The 15,977-nt window shown below is 71.6% G+C and carries 17 protein-coding genes and 1 riboswitch; of the genes, 7 read left to right on the top strand and 10 right to left on the bottom strand.

The genetic code is table 11. The features are described from left to right. Positions 1–103: 103 nt before the first annotated feature. A complete protein-coding gene (locus tag ACTG9Q_RS20405) occupies positions 104–694 on the bottom strand; it encodes a hypothetical protein (protein WP_455574414.1) in 591 nt (196 codons plus the stop codon). Between the two features lie 157 nt (positions 695–851). Between ACTG9Q_RS20405 and ACTG9Q_RS20400 the strand changes: the two genes are divergently transcribed. From ACTG9Q_RS20400 to ACTG9Q_RS20380, 5 genes are all read left to right on the top strand, one after another. After that, positions 852–1,799 carry an SPFH domain-containing protein gene (locus ACTG9Q_RS20400; protein ID WP_455574413.1) on the top strand — a complete coding sequence of 316 codons (948 nt, stop codon included), beginning with the start codon at positions 852–854 and terminating at the stop codon, positions 1,797–1,799. Next, positions 1,799–1,999 carry a hypothetical protein gene (locus ACTG9Q_RS20395; RefSeq protein WP_455574412.1) on the top strand — a complete coding sequence of 67 codons (201 nt, stop codon included), beginning with the start codon at positions 1,799–1,801 and terminating at the stop codon, positions 1,997–1,999. Before ACTG9Q_RS20400 ends, ACTG9Q_RS20395 begins: the two co-directional genes overlap by 1 nt. A gap of 116 nt (positions 2,000–2,115) precedes the next feature. Continuing rightward, a complete protein-coding gene (rpsT, locus tag ACTG9Q_RS20390; protein ID WP_455574411.1) occupies positions 2,116–2,379 on the top strand; it encodes a 30S ribosomal protein S20 in 264 nt (87 codons plus the stop codon). A 65-nt stretch (positions 2,380–2,444) separates the two neighbouring features. Beyond that, the gene (locus tag ACTG9Q_RS20385) at positions 2,445–2,945 is read left to right on the top strand and encodes an acyl-CoA thioesterase (RefSeq protein ID WP_455574410.1); all 501 of its coding nucleotides are present in this window, start codon (positions 2,445–2,447) and stop codon (positions 2,943–2,945) included. A 752-nt stretch (positions 2,946–3,697) separates the two neighbouring features. Continuing rightward, a complete protein-coding gene (locus ACTG9Q_RS20380) occupies positions 3,698–4,189 on the top strand; it encodes a DUF2231 domain-containing protein (RefSeq protein WP_455574409.1) in 492 nt (163 codons plus the stop codon). 1 nt (position 4,190) lies between these two features. On the opposite strand, the gene holA is transcribed toward ACTG9Q_RS20380, so the two are convergent. Next, entirely contained in the window at positions 4,191–5,165 is a 975-nt protein-coding gene (gene holA / locus ACTG9Q_RS20375) for a DNA polymerase III subunit delta (RefSeq protein WP_455574408.1), read from the bottom strand. A gap of 139 nt (positions 5,166–5,304) precedes the next feature. Further along, positions 5,305–5,436, top strand: a riboswitch (SAM riboswitch). Positions 5,437–5,447: 11 nt separating this feature from the next. Between holA and thrC the strand changes: the two genes are divergently transcribed. Continuing rightward, positions 5,448–6,701: a threonine synthase gene (gene thrC / locus ACTG9Q_RS20370; RefSeq protein WP_455574407.1), complete on the top strand. Its 1,254-nt coding sequence runs from the start codon at positions 5,448–5,450 to the stop codon at positions 6,699–6,701. A gap of 493 nt (positions 6,702–7,194) precedes the next feature. Here the strand turns inward: thrC and ACTG9Q_RS20365 are convergent, their stop codons facing one another. The 8 genes from ACTG9Q_RS20365 to nadD all read right to left on the bottom strand — a co-directional run bounded on the left by ACTG9Q_RS20365 (position 7,195) and on the right by nadD (position 15,150). Beyond that, complete coding sequence (locus ACTG9Q_RS20365; protein ID WP_455574406.1) at positions 7,195–9,564, bottom strand: ComEC/Rec2 family competence protein; 2,370 nt, start codon at positions 9,562–9,564, stop codon at positions 7,195–7,197. A gap of 187 nt (positions 9,565–9,751) precedes the next feature. Further along, a complete protein-coding gene (locus ACTG9Q_RS20360; protein ID WP_455574405.1) occupies positions 9,752–10,216 on the bottom strand; it encodes a hypothetical protein in 465 nt (154 codons plus the stop codon). 803 nt (positions 10,217–11,019) lie between these two features. Further along, positions 11,020–11,793, bottom strand: a complete 774-nt coding sequence (locus ACTG9Q_RS20355; protein ID WP_455574404.1) for a helix-hairpin-helix domain-containing protein — start codon at positions 11,791–11,793, stop codon at positions 11,020–11,022. A gap of 120 nt (positions 11,794–11,913) precedes the next feature. After that, positions 11,914–12,768, bottom strand: a complete 855-nt coding sequence (locus ACTG9Q_RS20350) for a DegV family protein (protein ID WP_455574403.1) — start codon at positions 12,766–12,768, stop codon at positions 11,914–11,916. A 39-nt stretch (positions 12,769–12,807) separates the two neighbouring features. Then, entirely contained in the window at positions 12,808–13,512 is a 705-nt protein-coding gene (gene octT / locus ACTG9Q_RS20345; protein WP_455574402.1) for a diglucosylglycerate octanoyltransferase, read from the bottom strand. Further along, positions 13,509–14,123 (bottom strand): histidine phosphatase family protein, encoded by a 615-nt coding sequence (locus tag ACTG9Q_RS20340; protein WP_455574401.1) that lies wholly within the window; start codon positions 14,121–14,123, stop codon positions 13,509–13,511. The genes octT and ACTG9Q_RS20340 overlap by 4 nt, the downstream gene beginning before the upstream one ends. Continuing rightward, positions 14,120–14,506: a ribosome silencing factor gene (gene rsfS, locus ACTG9Q_RS20335; RefSeq protein ID WP_455574400.1), complete on the bottom strand. Its 387-nt coding sequence runs from the start codon at positions 14,504–14,506 to the stop codon at positions 14,120–14,122. Before rsfS ends, ACTG9Q_RS20340 begins: the two co-directional genes overlap by 4 nt. 50 nt (positions 14,507–14,556) lie before the next feature. After that, positions 14,557–15,150, bottom strand: coding sequence for a nicotinate-nucleotide adenylyltransferase (gene nadD / locus ACTG9Q_RS20330; RefSeq protein WP_455574399.1), 594 nt, complete (start codon positions 15,148–15,150; stop codon positions 14,557–14,559). 130 nt (positions 15,151–15,280) lie between these two features. On the opposite strand from nadD, the gene ACTG9Q_RS20325 reads away from it, so the two are divergent. Then, a complete protein-coding gene (locus ACTG9Q_RS20325) occupies positions 15,281–15,964 on the top strand; it encodes a nitroreductase family protein (protein ID WP_455574398.1) in 684 nt (227 codons plus the stop codon). Positions 15,965–15,977: the final 13 nt, after the last annotated feature.

Raw genomic sequence — 15,977 nt, 5'->3', positions numbered from 1 at the left:
GGAACACCCCCACCGACAAGCCCGTGAACACCGGCACCCACTCCGACCGGTCCGCACTGATCACCTGATCCACACCAAGATCATCGATCACACCGAGACAGCGTTACGGGACAACCTTTAGGGACAGGGTGGCTTCGGTGCGCAGTCTGTCAGCGTGCAGGGCGGGGCCGATGCTGTTGGTGACCGTGGCGCCGCACAGGTTGAGTTGGCCGCCGATGTGGGCGCCGAGCAGCCGCAAAGCCCCGTTCCCACCGGTGCCGGTAATGGTCGCGCCCTGCAGGGACAGGGTGGCTTCGGTGCGCAGGCCATCGGCGCACAGGCTGGCGATCAAGGTGGCGTCGGTCAGGAGCACCTGACGTAATCGGGCGTACTTGCAGGTAATGCCGTCAGGCAGTGCACAGGCGCGCAATGCGAGGCCGGTGACCGCTGCGATGTGGTCCAAGTCCAGCTCGCCGACCACCCGCACTCCTCGGATGCGCAGGCCACGGGGGTCGAGTTCGCCGCGGCGGCCCATAAGCAACTCTCGAATCAGCTCTGCGCGAACCCGCAGCCCTGGATCGTCGGTGACGGCGAGCTGGTCCACTGTCAAGGTTGTGTCGGACCCCACCCAGTCCCCTTTGCGGACGGCTTCGACCACGGCCTCTTCCAGCGAGCTGAGTCCGTCCAACAGTGGCGGCGTCTGCGAGTCGGTCACTCCCTCACTGTGGATCACTCCCGACCGAGGCGACCACCGACACACCGCGCCCCGCTGTTGACGACGTTTCAGCGCGGCTACTGACAGCAGGGCTGGCGCGGGCTCCTGAAAATGTGATATCACTTTGCTAGGTTTTGGCTAGCGAGGAGGAGTTCCCATGGGCACCCCGACGATCGACACGCCCCCCGTCCTGCCGCCCCCGAACGTGCGCGAGAAGGTGGCGATGACCGTGACCGGGCTGCCGGTGGCCGGGGTGGCTGCCATCCTGGGCCTCGGTGGGCTGGCGTTGATCGGCGTGGGGATTGCCGGGTTCGTCGGCGGGATCGGGATGGGCACGGGGTTGGCGGTGACGGTGGTGGCGCTCGGCGTCCTGGCGATCATCGCCTCCGGGGTGGCCTTCGGCGGGCTGACGATGGTTAACCCCGGTGAGGCGCGCGTGCTGCAGTTCCTCGGCCACTACACCGGCACGCTGCGCCTGGACGGGTTGCGCTGGGTCAACCCGTTCACCACCCGGCGGCGGGTGTCGACCCGGATTCGCAACCACGAGACCGCGGTCATGAAGGTCAACGACGCCGAGGGCAACCCGATCGAGATCGCCGCGGTCGTGGTGTGGAAGGTCGAGGACACCGCGCGGGCGGTCTTCGAGGTCGACGACTTCATCGCCTTCGTCGGCATCCAGACCGAGACCGCGGTGCGCCACATCGCCACCTCCTACCCCTACGACGAGCACAGCGACATCAACCGGCTGTCGCTGCGGGAGAACGCCGAGGAGATCACCCAGAAGCTCTCCGCGGAGATCGCCGCGCGGGTCGAGGCCGCCGGGGTGCTGGTCATCGAGTCGCGGATCACGCACCTGGCCTACGCCCAGGAGATCGCGATGGCCATGCTGCGCCGCCAGCAGGCGGGGGCCGTGGTCGCCGCCCGCGCGCGGATCGTCGAGGGCGCGGTCGGGATGGTGGAGCTGGCGCTGGACCAGCTCGCCGCGCACGACGTGGTCGAGCTGGACGAGGAGCGCAAGGCCGCGATGGTCTCCAACCTGCTCGTCGTCCTGTGCAGCGACCACGACGTACAGCCCGTGGTGAACACGGGGTCGCTCTACACCTGATGGCCGAGCGCAAGAAAGTCCTGCTCCGGCTGGACCCCGCGATCCACGACGCGGTGGCCCGCTGGGCCAACGACGAGCTGCGCAGCACCAACGCCCAGATCGAGTTCCTGCTGCGGCGGGCGCTGGCCGAGGCGGGCCGCCTGCCCAAGGAGGCGGGCGGACCCGCCCGGCGGGGCAGGCCACCCAAGGGCGACGACTAGGGGTTTGTTAATCTAGCTCGTCGCGCCGTACGGCACTCCGCTGTGGAGGAGACCCTTCAAGGGGCCGAAGCACCAGTGCGTCGCGACGACCACCGCGAGAGCTCCCAGGGAGAAACATGGCCAACATCAGGTCCCAGATGAAGCGCATCAAGACCAACGAGAAGCGCCGCCAGCGCAACAAGGCCGTCAAGTCCTCGGTGAAGACCGCGGTGCGCAAGTTCCGCGAGGCCGCGGAGTCCGGCGACAAGACGACCGCCGAGACCCTGCTCCGCGAGGCGGGCCGCGCGCTGGACAAGGCCGCGGGCAAGGGCGTCATCCACGCCAACCAGGCCGCCAACAAGAAGTCGGCGATGGCGCTGCGCCTCAACAAGATCGGCTGATCCACCGCTTTCCCAGGAGGCGCCGCACCCGGACGGGTGCGGCGCCTTTTGTTAGTTTCGCTCCCATGGAGCCCAAACCCCCGTCGGCGGCGCGCACCTCGCTGTCGCACATCATGACCGCGCTGGACACCAACCTGCTCGGCACCGTCCACGGCGGCGTGGTGATGAAGCTGGTCGACGACGTCGCGGGCGCGGTCGCCCAGCGCCACTCCGGCGGCCCCGCCGTCACCGCGGCGATGGACGGGATGACGTTCCTGCACCCGGTGCGCGTCGGCGACCTCGTGCACGCCCACGCGCAGGTGAACTGGGCAGGCCGGTCCTCGATGGAGGTCGGGGTGCGCGTACTGGCCGAACCGTGGGACCGCGCCGGGGTGCCGCCGGTCCGGGTTGCCGCGGCGTACCTGGTGTTCGTGGCCGTCGACGCCGACGGGCAGCCACGCCCGGTGCCCGCCGTCAAACCGGAGACCGACGAGGACGCCCGACGCCTGCGCGAAGCCGAGATCCGCCGCAAACACCGCCTGACCCGCCGCGAGGAGATCCTGGCCAGCCGCGAGTCCCACCCCTGAACCCGCCTCCACGTGGGCGCGGGCTGCCGGGATCGGCGGCACGAAGACCGGGCCGCGCTGTCTGGCGGCGGCTGGGGTCGTGGTCCCGCTCACGGAGCAGTGGTCACGCTGAAGTGGACAGGCCGTGGTCGCACTGCCGAATCCGTGGCCGCGCAGGGTGGCCGAAGCCGCGATCGTGCTGAGGTGACGGACCACACCGCACTACCGGAACCATGGCCACGCTCAAGTGCGCGGGCCGCGATCGCGCTGGCAGAACCGTGGCCGCACAGGGGTGACTACGGCCGCAGTCGTGCTGAGGTGAACGGACCAAGTCGCACTACCGGAACATGGCCACGCTCGAGCAAGCGGGCCGCGAGCGCAATGACAGCACCGAGGTCGCGCTGGGGCGGACGGGCCGCGGTCGCACTGCCGTGGCCGCGCTGGGGCGGACAGGCCGCGGTCGCACTGGGTGGTCGAGGCCGCGGTCGTGCTGGGTGGCCGGACCACATCGCACCACCGAACATGGCCACCATCGAGTGAGCGGGCCGCGTCGATGCTGACCGTGGCCATCGGTCACGTCGCCGCGGACCGGGACCGACCGGGAGACGCTGGACGAGCCCACCAAGCGGATCATGCACGCGATCACCGATCTGCTCGCGGACCTGCCCTGGCCACGGCCCGGCGGCCGTCGTGGAGTGGCGGCCACGGCGGGTGACTAGGTGCGGTTCTGGCGGGTATCCCCTGGCATTACCCCGCGAGGAAGGACACCGTCGATGCGCAGCCGAGTCCGAGCCGCAGGTCACGCCGTGCACCCCATGCTCATGGTCTTCCCCCTGGGCCTGCTCACCACCGCCGTCGGCTTCGACGTGCTGCACCTGATCACCGACCGGGGCAGCTTCGCCACCACCGCGGCCCACCTCATGGCCGCGGGTGTCCTGCTCGGCGTGGTCGCGGCCGTGGCAGGCTGGGCGGACTGGTGGCTGGTCACCCCGCGCGGCAGCCGGGCCCGCCGGATCGGGCTCGCCCACGGGCTGGTGAACACGGCCGTGCTCGTCGTGTTCGCCATCAGCTGGGTGCTGCGCGTCGGGGCCGTGGACTGGGCGCCGTCCTGGACCGCGATCGTCCTGGTCTGGGCGGGCGTGCTCGCCCTCGGCCTGGGTGGCTGGCTGGGCGGTGAACTCGTCGAGCGGCTGGGCGTCAGCGTCGAGGAGGACGCCAACCCCGACGCGGCCAGCTCGCTGGGCTACCGGCCGCTGAACGCCTGAGTCACTGCCCCCGGGCGCGGGCCAGCCGCAGCACGGCGCGCTCCAGGGCGTAGTCGGCGTCCACGGCAGCGCCCTTGACGTCGGCGTTGACCTGGGCGACGACCTGCATGGCCTCGACCAGTCCCGTGGCGCGCCAGCCGCGGGACTGGGCCACGGCCTTCTTGACCTTCCACGGCGGCATGCCCAGCTGCTGGGCGAGGCGGAACGGGTCGGCGCGGCCCGCGCCCGCGACGCGGGCCACAGTGCGCACGGCGTCGGCCAGGGCGTCGGCGACCAGGACGTGGGGCACGCCCAGTTGCATGGCCCAGCGCAGCGACTCCAAGGCGCCGGCGACGTCGCCGGTGACAGCCTTCTCGGCGACGGCGAAACCGTTGACGTCGGCGCGGCCGCGGTGATAGCGGCGCACGGCCTCCTGCGTGACCTCGCCACCGGCGTCGGAGACCAGCTGCGCGGCGGCGGCGGCCAGCTCGCGCAGGTCCGAGCCGACCGAGTCGATCAGCGCGGCGACGGCGGCCGGGTCGGTCCGCCCCCCCGCGCGGCGGATCTCCTCGCGGACGAAAGCCTCGCGGTCGGCGGGCTTGGTCATCTTCGGGCAGTCGGTGACGACCGCTCCGAGCTTGCGCATTGTGGCGACGAGGTCCTTGCCCGCCTTGCGGCCGCCGCCGTTGTGCGCGACGACGAGGACGATGCCCTCGGTCGGCGCCTTGGCGTAGGCGGTGACGGTGGCGGCGATGTCCTGGGTGATCTCCTGCGCGGCGTCCAAGACGATCACCCGGCCCTCGGCGAACAGCGATGGGGAGACGAGTTCGGCCAGCTCGGGGGCTGTGAGGTCGGCCACCCGGACCCGGGTGAGGTCGGCCGCGGGGTCGGCGAGGCGGGTGGCCTCCAGGGCGGCGCGGACCGCCCGCTCGACCAGCAATTCCTCCTCGCCCAGCACCAGTTGCAGCGGGGCCGGGGTGACCTCGGGCGACTTCACACCGGCATCCTGCCATGCGACGCCGACAGCGCCGGGCGGCGCAAGGGCTCTCGCATGATGGACGCGGGGATGGTCACCCGCGCGGGCGGTGACGTACCGTGTCCAGCGGGACCGCACCGCGATCCTCACAACTGAATACCGCTCATCCAGAGGGGCAGAGGGAACGGCCCGACGAAGCCCCGGCAACCGGCGTGAGTGTCTCCTTTCATCAGTGAAGGCGGCCACGACCACGGTGCCAATTCCGACCCGCGCAAGGCGGGAGAGATGAGGAGAGACCTCGCGATGACTGCTGTGGACACTTCGACCGCCATCAACCTCGGCCCCGCCCGCGCCCTGTCGTGCCGGGAGTGCGGTCACCAGGTTCCCCTCGCCGCGGAGTTCGCCTGCGCGGAGTGCTTCGGGCCCCTTGAGGTCGCCTACGACTTCGGAGCGGTGACCCGCGCCGACATCGAGGCGGGCCCCAAGTCGATCTGGCGCTACCGCTCGCTGCTGCCGGTTCCGCCGGACGTGCAGGCCCACCCCAACACCGACCCCGGCTTCACCCGCCTGGTCAAGGCCGACCGCCTCGCCGCCGCGCTGGGCGTGAAGTCGTTGTGGGTCAAGGACGACACCGGCAACCCCACCCACTCCTTCAAGGACCGCGTGGTCGCCGTCGCCCTGGCCGCGGCCCGCACACTCGGCTTCAAGGTCCTCGCCTGCCCGTCCACGGGCAACCTGGCCAACGCCGTGGCCGCCGCCGCGGCGCGCGCGGGCTGGGACTCGGTCGTGCTGATCCCCTCCTCCCTGGAGCGCGCCAAGATCCTGACCACCGCGGTGTACGACGGCGCGCTGATCGCCGTCGACGGCAACTACGACGACGTCAACCGGCTGGCCACCGAACTCGCCGCGGAGTACGAGGACTGGGCGTTCGTCAACGTCAACGTCCGCCCGTACTACGCCGAGGGCTCCAAGACCCTGGGCTACGAGGTCGCCGAGCAGTTGGGGTGGCGCCTGCCGGGGCAGGTCGTCATCCCGGTCGCCTCCGGCTCCCAGCTGACCAAAGTGGACAAGGCGTTCCGCGAGCTGGGTGAACTCGGCCTGGTGGAGGCCGCCCCGTACCGCATCTTCGGCGCCCAGGCCACCGGCTGCTCGCCGGTCTCCACGGCGTACAAGACCGACCAGGACGTGATCATCCCGGTCAAGCCGGACACCATCGCCCGCTCCCTGGCGATCGGCGCCCCCGCCGACGGCCCCTACGTCCTCGACGCCGTCCGCCGCACCGGCGGCGCGGTGGAGGACGTCAGCGACGAGGAGGTCGTCGAGGGCATCCGCCTGCTGGCCCGCACCGAGGGCATCTTCGCCGAGACCGCGGGCGGCGTGACCGTCGCCACGGCGAAGAAGCTCATCGACACCGGCCAACTCGACCCCGACGCCGACACCGTCCTGCTCATCACCGGCGACGGCCTCAAGACCCTCGACGCCGTCGAGAAGCACATCGGCCCCCGCGCCACCGTCCCCCCCAGCGCCGCCGCCGTCCGCGCCGCCCTGGGCCGCTAGCCCTGTCCGTGGTGGACCAAGCCAGACCTCGGCTTGGTCCACCACGGGTTCTCACGAAGGCCGGGAAACCCCGGTGGCACAGCTGACCAGCCAGCCCACCACGAGATCGCCACCAAGGTCGATCTGAGCGGTCCCGTTCCCAGGTCCACCAACGCGGCTTAGGCTCACGGAGCCCACAGGACACCACGGCGGAACGGTCGGCCCACGAGGTCACCACCAAGGTCGATCTGAGCGGTCCCGTTTCCCTGATCCACCAACGCGGCCGGGTTCACGGAACGCCCATGGGAGACCACTGCAGGCCGTCTGGTCAGACCACCGCGAGATTCCCACCGAAGTCGATCCGAGCGTCCTGGTTCCGATCCGCCAAGACGGCCAGGGGTCGTGTAGATCCACGGGACATCACAGCGGGGCGGCCAGCCAGCGAGACCATCGCGAAGTCGCCGCCAAGCTCGATCCGAGGATCTGGGTTCCAGATCGCCAGGGCGGCCAGGGTTCACGGAGGCCCACGGGACACCACGGCGGGTCGGCCTGCTTGCGGAACAACGGCGAGGTCGCCGCCGAGGTCGGTTCGGGCGGTTCGGGTTCCCAGGTCCGTTAAGGCGGCCAGGGTTCGTGGGTTGGGGTGGCCGTAGCGGTTGCGGGCGCCGACGCTGATCAGTGCCACGGTTGGTCGCACCGCCGCCATGAACGCCGGGTCGGTGAAGCGGGAGCCGTGGTGTGGCACCTTGATCACCTCGGCGGTGAGGTCGACGCCGGAGGCCACCAAGTCGGCTTGGGCGGTCAGCTCGATGTCGCCGGTCAGCAGTATCCGGCCCGCAATGGTGCTGGCGAGCAGGACGAGTGAGGCGTTGTTGATGTCGCTGCCGTCACCGTCTTCCGGCGGAGCGTCACCTCCTTTCGGGTGGAGCACGTCAACGGTCAGTCCCGGCCAGGTGATCCGGCGGCCCGCGGTCAGGTCGACCACCGGTACGCCCGCCGAGGCCGTGGACTCGCGCACGCGGTCCCAGGCCCATCCGGGAGTGCGCGCCGGGCCGACGATCACCGCGCCGGGCCGGTGGTCGGCCAGGACGGCGGGAAGGCCGCCGATGTGGTCGGCGTGCAGGTGGGTGAGCACCACCGCGGCGAGCCCGCCCACCCCGAGCCGGTCGAGGCAGTCGGCCACCGGCGCCGGGTCGGGACCGGTGTCGACCAGCACCGGCCGACCGTCGGAGGTGGCCAACACCACCGCGTCGCCCTGCCCGACGTCGCACGCCACCGCGGCCCACCCGGCGGGCGGCCACCCCGGCCCGACCACCCGCACCGGGATGACCACCAGCAGCACGCCGACGAGCGCCAGCGCCACCAACGTCCGCAGTCGGGGGACCGAACCCCAGCGGCGCCGACACCACCGCGCCCACCGCGCCGCCAGCACGAGCACCCCGACCACGGCCGCGGCGAGCAGCCCGCCCCACCAGCCCGCGGGCCAGTCCACCGCCGCGCCCGGGATCGCCGCGGCGTGGTCGGCGACGGCGATCAGCCACTCGGTCTCCGGACCGGCCAGGGTGACCAGCGCGCTCGCCGCCCACGGCCACCCGGGCGCGACCAGCGCGGCGAGCACGCCCAGCACCGTCGCCGGGGCGACGACCGGCGCGACCACCAGGTTCGCGGCGACCGCGACCAGGCTCACCTGGCCGCTCATCCCCGCCACCACGGGCGCGGTGACCAGGTGCGCGGCCGCGGGCACGGCCACCGCCTCGGCGATCCCCCGCGGAATCCGCCTGCGGGCCAGCGCCGCCGCCCACCGCGGTGCGATCAGCACCAGCCCGGCCGTGGCCAGCACCGACAGCACGAAGCCGAAGGACACCGCCATCCCCGGGTCGACCACGACCAACCCGACGACCGCGACCGCCAGCGCGGGCAGCGTGGACTTCTCCCGCCCCAACGCCAGCGCCAGCAACCCGATGAGCCCCATGACCGCCGCCCGCAGCACGCTCGGCTCCGGCCCGGCGAGCACGACGAACCCGAGCATCGCCGCCGCCGCGCCCGCCGCCGAGAGCCAGGGGCCCGCTCGGAGCAGCCGCAGCAGGAACAGCGCGAAGAACCCGACGATCGCCAGGTTCGCCCCGCTGACGGCGAGCAGGTGGGTCATCCCGGCGGCGTCGAAGTCCGCGCGCACCCCCGGCGCCAGCCCATCGGTGTCGCCGACGACGAGCGCGGGCAGGAGTCCCGCCGCCTCGGCGCCCAGCGCCTCCCCCGCCGCCTGCCGAAGCCCGGCCCGCAGGTCGCCCGCGATCCGCTGCGCCATGCTCGGTTCGTCCACATCGGACGGCGGTCCGCGGACGTTGACGACGGCCACGGTCAGGTCCCCCGCTCCCGCCGGGCCCAGCTTCACCGCTGCCGTGGCGCGCTGCCCGGGCAGCAGGGCGCCCCACTGCGCTGCCGGGGCGAACAGGACGACGGTCCCGGTGCTGCGGACGGCGTCGGTCGGGACCACCCGCGCGGCAACCACCACCGTGCGAACCCCTGACGGCGTGTCCCCGTACCCCGCCGACCGCAGTGGCCGGGGCCGCTCGATGACCTCGACCCGCAAGTCCACCCGGGCCCCGGCCGCCGCCAGAGGCCGGATCGGGTCCTGAGCCGCACCCCGGACCCGCTCGGACACTGGGACGACGGCGAGCACCCCAGCCGCCAACAACGGCCACCCGGCCCGCAACCGCCCCGCCCTTCCCTCCTTTGCGCGCGCGAGGACCACCGCCGACCCCACCACGGCCACCACCCCGACCGCCGCCCCAATCGCCCAGTGCTCGAGCAACCCGAGGAACGCCGCGAGCCAGACCACCCCGGCGGCGGGCACGAGGCGCCAGTCGTGAGCGGAAGACGGCATGAGTCAACCTCCACAGAAGGACGGATAGGAACAGATGGACCAGTGGGAGGCCACGAAGACAACCGAGGACCGCCAGCGCCTCGCCCGAGCCGACGAGAACTCCCAGCCTTGGACCGCCTCCGCCGCAAGCACTCAGCCGCACGACAGAATCCAAACCCCAGAAGCGCGCCAATGAAGACAGCCAGCCTCACCGGACGCCCAGCCAATTGACGAGGCTTGGCAGCACCCCGCGCGGCCCGACCAGCACACCGCTTCCCACCCAAGCCAACAACAGCACCGCAAGCGCGACAGGGATCAACGTGGATGGTGGCGGGTGCACTTGCGGATAGCCCGGCGGGTTCACGCGGACCAGAAGTAGCTTGTCCCCATCGACCAGCACACCGCGTCGCGCAGGAGGCTCCAGCGGCACAGGCCCGACAAAGATCGCTGCGGACAGCAGTAGACGTATTCGCAGGCGGCCCGCCAAGCTCACGCGGGCTAGAGGTGGATCGCATCGGCCGCCCGGAGCGCCGGATTCCAGACCACGTCCCGCATGAACCATCAGCACCATGGGAAACAGCGCGGGCGGCAGTAGACGCACTTGCGGGCAGCGCTTCAGGCTCGCGCGGGGCAAAAACAGCCCGCGCTTGCCGACCGGCAGCACCCCAAGCACAGCAGGGATCAAGGCGGAGGGCGGTGGACGCACTCGCCAGCGGTCCAACAGGCTCACGCGGGTTAGCAGCGGCCTGCGCTGGCTGGTACCGGAACCTCGACCATGTCTCGAACGAGGTGCCAGTGGCACCACAGGCACGACAGAGATCAGCGTGGGTGGCGGCGGACGGGGTCGTGGGCTGGCTGGAGATGGCGGTGGCCTGCGTTGGGTGACACGAGTACCGAGGGCGGGGGCGTGCTGGCGGCGGGCACGGGGTGGCGGTTGAGCGGCGGAGGAAGCGTGGATCGACCTCGGAGTTCAAGGGGCTGGCGAAGACCTGCGCTGGATGGCATGAACACCAGAGGCGGGGCCGTGTGGACGGCGGGCACAGGGTGCTGGTTGAACAGCGGTGGCATGGGTCGGCATCGGAGTTCACAGGACTGGCGGTGGTTTGCGCTGGGTGGCACGAGCACTGCGGGCGGAGGCGCGTGGACGGTGGGTACGGGGTGGTGGTTGAGCGGTGCTGGGGGTGTGGGTCGGGCTTGGGGTTCAGGGGGGTGGTGGTGGGTGGGCTGGTGGAGGGCGGGGGTTGGGGTGCGGTGGTCGGGTGGGGGGAACAGTGGTCTTCAAGGGATGTGTGGTGGCGGGTGGGTGTTGAGGGTGGGAGAGCGGACATGGGTGCCATCCAGGTGTCGTGGGTGCGATCGCTTGGGCGGGTGGCGGGTGGCTTGGGGGGCGGCGGGTGGTGTGGCTTGGAGTGGGCAGCTTGACGGCAGTCGGCTCCGGGAACGGGAAGCGACTGTCTACAGTGGTCCAGTGGGGAGTTAGTTCACTGTGACCAGGTCTTTCAGTTTTTCGTAGCGGGATGGGCCGATGCCTTCTATCTCACGTAGTTGGGCGATCTTGGTGAAGCCGCCCTTGCGGTTGCGGTACTCGACGATGCGTTGGGCGGTGACGATGCCGACGCCGGGGAGGGAGTCGAGTTGGTGGACGGGGGCGGTGTTGAGGTTGACCAGGGGTGGGTTCGTCGGGTCGGCACCTATGGGTGGGGGTTTGCCTACCTGGATCTGTTCGCCGTCTGTCAGGTGGCGGGCCAGGTTCAGGGTGCTGGTGTCGGTGCCGGGGACTGTGCCGCCGCTGGCGGTGATGGCGTCGGCGACGCGGGAGCCTTCGGGGAGGGTGCGCAGGCCGGGCTTGACTACCTTGCCCTGGACGTCGACGACCAGTGTCGGGGTGGCCGCAGCGGCCATGGGGACGATGGCGGGCGGGGGTTCCGCGGGGACCGGTGGGCCGCTGGGCAGGGCGAGGAAGCCCGCGAGGAGCGCGCCGAGGACCACCGCGGCGATGGCGGCGAACAGCGGCACGCGGTGGCGACGGCGGGCTGGGGGCTCTGGTGGCGCGTCCGGGTCCTCGGTCGGGTACACCGGCAGTTGGCCGGAGAAGGAGCCGGATCTGCCCCAGCGGCCCAGGAAGCGGTGAAGGGGTGGCCTGTCGGAGTCCATGATGGACGCGTTGGGCCGGCCGTCCCACGGTCGATCGATGGCGCGGGCCAGGCGGGTGAGGGCGTCGTCAAACTGGCGGGCTTTGAGTTCGGACATATCTCGACGGTAGGAGCCCGTCACCGGCCGCCGCGAGACCAACTTTCCAACCTGTGGACAACCCGAGCGCCTGTGGATGGTTCGTTGCGGAGCCTCGGGAATTCAGGAACCCTGGGAAGTTTAGGTGCAGATCACGATGCCCAGCACACCCGGACCCGTGTGGGCGCCGATCACCGCGCCGACCTCGCTGACGAAACACCCCATCGAGCCGGGCAGGCGCTCGTCGAGGCGGGCGGCGAGTTCGGCGGCGCGTTCCGGCGCGCCGAGGTGGTGCACGGCCAGTCGGGCGGGGGCCTCGCCGCCGGGCAGTTCGGCGGCGGCGGTCTCGGCGAGGTCGAGCAGGCGGGCCAGCGCCCGGCTCGTGGTGCGCACCTTCTCCAGCGGCAGGATGCGCCCGTCGGAGACGTGCAGGACCGGCTTGACCGACAGCGCGGTGCCGAACAGGGCCGCCGCCGCGCCGATCCGGCCACCGCGGCGCAGGTGCTCCAGGGTCTCCACGACGAACAGGCAGCGCGTGCGCGCGGCGGCGGCCACCGCGGCGGCCTCCACCTCGTCCCCCGACGCCCCGGTCTCGGCGACGGCCGCTCCCCGCAGGGCGGCGAAGCCCAAGCCCATGGCGATCGTGCGGGAGTCGACCACCCGCACCCGCTCCGGGTCGACCTCCGCGGCGGCCAGCCGGGCGGACTCCCAGGTGCCGGAGAGCTCGCGGGAGATGTGGACGGAGAGCACGCCGTCGGCGCCGCCGTCGAGCAGGTCTCGGTAGCGGGCGGCGAAAACCTCCGGGCTCGGCCGCGACGTCGTCACCCTGCGGTGCTCGCGCAGCGCGGTAACCAACTCGTCGGGGCCGATGTCGATGCCGTCGCGGCCCTCGCGGTCATCGATGTGCACGGTCAGGGGGACGACGTGGACGGCGTGCCGGTCGGCGAACCCCTCGGGCAGGTAAGCGGTGGAGTCGGTGACTACGGCGAACGGCACGATGGGTGAGCCTAATCCCAGGCCCGGACGATGCCCCAGTCAGTCGAGCAGGGGTCCGATCAGCTCGGCGAACGCCTTGCCCACCTGCTCGTGCCCGACCCATCCCCAGTGGATGCCGTCGGGATTGCCGTACCCGCCGAGCACGTGCTCACCCACCACCTCGGACAGGTCCAGCAGCGGCACCTGGGCCTCGGCGGCCCACGCGGTCAGCGCCCGGACCGCGGGTTCCCTGCCCTTGTGCACCGACCAGTACCCAGCCGCGCGGTGCACCGACGGCAACACCGCCACCACGGGCAACGACGGCAGCAACGTCCGCACCGCCACCAGCGTCCGGTCCAGGTAGCGCACGCTCAGCGCGGGCGGCAGCGCCACCCGACGGCCAACCCGGGACAGCAGCGGCTGCGAGCGCAGATACGCCGCCCGCACACCCCGCCGCACGCGGTCGGAGTGCAGGTACCGAATGCCTTCCCGTAGATAGGTCGGCACGGGAGACGGCAGCGTGTCCATCCCGCCGACCCCCAGCACCAGCACCGACGCCTTCGGCAGCACCGGCCACACCCGCGGGTCCCCCACCAGCGACCAGTACGCGTCCCGGGCCGTCCAGCCGAACCCCGCGAACAGCTCGGCCGACCCGCCCAGCGCCGCCGCGGCCAGGTTGGGCCACAGCCGCTGGTCGTCGGCCGGGTGCGGCCCGTCCGGCCCGTGGAAGGCCAGCGAGTCGGCGAACACGAGCAGGGTCGTCACCCGGTGATGCCCGCGTTGTAGGCGATCAGCCGCCACGCCAGGCCGCTGTTCGCGCGGCGGGCCAGCACGGTCCAGTGGCAGTTGCCGATGCCGCCGAGCAGCGACCAGGAGGCCAGCGGCAGCTCCAGCAGCCGGGCGGTCAGCGCGATGATCAGGCCGCCGTGCGCGCACAGCATGGCGGTGTCCTCATCCCCCGCGTCGAGGTCGGTGACGACCTCGGCGGCGCGGGTGGCCACCTCGACGCGCGGCTCGCCGCCGGGCGGGGCCCAGGTCGGGTCGGTCTGCCAGGTCCGGCGGGCGCCGGGCCACTCGGTGTCGACCTCGGCGCTGGTCTTGCCCTGCCAGAGACCCAGGTGGGTCTCCCGCAGGCGCTTGTCGATCCGCAGGGGGACACCGCTGGCGGTGCTGAACACCGTCGCGGTGTCGGTGGCGCGGCGCAGGTCGGAGGCGACGACGATGTCCGGGGCGAACCGCGCCAACGCTGGTACGGCGAAGCGGGCCTGGTTCCTGCCGACCTCGGTGAGGTTGGAGTCCAGGTGGCCCTGCATCCGGCCGGAGGCGTTGTAGTCGGTCTCGCCGTGTCGCCACAGCACGAGCCTGCGCAGCGTCACGTGGCGTCGGCCTCCTCCGAAGGGGGCCCGGCCTCGAACGGAACCCTCGGGCAGTCCTTCCACAGCCGCTCCAGGCTGTAGAACGAGCGTTCCTCGGCGTGCTGGATGTGCACGACGACGTCGACGAAGTCCAGCAGGACCCACCGACCCTCGCGCGCGCCCTCGCGGCGCACCGGCTTGGTGCCCGCCTCGCGCATCTTCTCCTCGACGTTGTCGACGATCGCGCCGACCTGCCGCTCATTGGCTGCTGAGGCGATGACGAAGCAGTCGGTGATGACGAGCTGGTCGGACACATCGAGCACGACCACCTCGGTCGCCTTCTTGTCCGCCGCCGCCGCGGCCGCGACGGTGGCCAAGTGGCGGGCTTGTTCCGTGGCTACCACGGGTCTCCTTGGGGTGCTCGTTGACGCAACCCGTCGAGAGTACCCGCCGGTCAGCGTTCGCCGACGTAGAGCCGTCGTTTGGAGATGTACTGCACCACGCCGTCGGGCACCAGGTACCAGACCGGCTCGCCCTTGCCGACGCGCTCGCGGCACGCGGTGGACGAGATGGCCATGGCGGGCACCTCGACCAGGCTGACCGACCCGGTGGGCAGGTGGCTGTCGGCCAGGTCGTACCCCGGCCGGGTGACACCCACGAAGTGGGCGAGGGTGAACAGCTCCGCGGCGTCGCGCCAGGACAGGATCTGGCCGAGGGCGTCGGCGCCGGTGATGAAGTACAGCTCCGCGTCCGGGTTGAGCGCGTGCAGGTCGCGCAGGGTGTCCACGGTGTAGGTGGCGCCCTCGCGTTCGATGTCCACGCGGCTGACGGAGAAGTGCGGGTTGGACGCGGTGGCCACGACGGTCATCAGGTACCGGTCCTCGGCGGCGCTGACCTCGCGGTCGCCCTTCTGCCAGGGGTGCCCGGTGGGCACGAACACGACCTCGTCGAGGTCGAACCGCGCCTGCACCTCGCTCGCGGCGACGAGGTGTCCGTGGTGGATCGGGTCGAACGTGCCACCCATGATCCCGATGCGGCGCTGCGCCATGACAGCAAGCCTAGAGCGTGCCTGACGTGCGCGGATGAGGCGGGCAGCCGCGTCCGTTCGGCTCATGACGTACGTCCTATGACCACACGGTATGAGGTACATCGGCGCTTCCCTTGCCACACTCCTGCACATGGCCTGGGAACCAATCCACGATCAGCCCTACACGCCCGTCCCGTACCGACCGGAACGGATGAGCGTCGAGCACTCCCTGCGCGCCGCGGCGGACCTCAGGGCGAAGATGGACCAACGACGGACAGTGCGCTCCTTCTCCACCGACCCAGTGCCCGAGCAGGTCGTGCTCGACGCCATCGCGGTCGCCTCCACCGCCCCCTCCGGGGCGCACCAGCAGCCCTGGACGTTCGTGCTCGTGGACGATCCCCGGGTGCGGCTGAAGATCCGCGAGGCCGCGGAGAAGGAGGAGCAGGTCTCCTACGCGGGCAGGCTCGGCGAGGAGTGGCTCTCGGCGCTGCGCCCGCTGGGCACCGACATGAACAAGCCGCACCTGACCGACGCGCCGTACCTGATCGTGGTGTTCGAGCAGCGGTACTACTTGGACGACAACGAACAGCACAAGCACTACTACGTCGACGAGTCGGTGGGGATCGCGGTCGGCATGCTCATCACCGCGCTGCACCTGGCCGGCCTCGCCGCGCTGACCCACACGCCCAGTCCGATGAAGTTCCTGGCCGAGGTGCTCAACCGCCCGCGCAACGAGAAGGCGTTCGCGGTGATCCCGGTCGGCTACCCCGCCGAGGACGCCACCGTGCCCGACCTGACCCGCAAGGACCTCGCCCAGGTGCTCGTCCGGGTCTGACCCGCCCGTACGG

This window comes from Actinokineospora lacus (genome assembly GCF_053813445.1).
The sequence above is the reverse complement of the archived record's forward strand: the minus strand, read 5'-3'. Positions and strand labels throughout refer to the sequence as shown.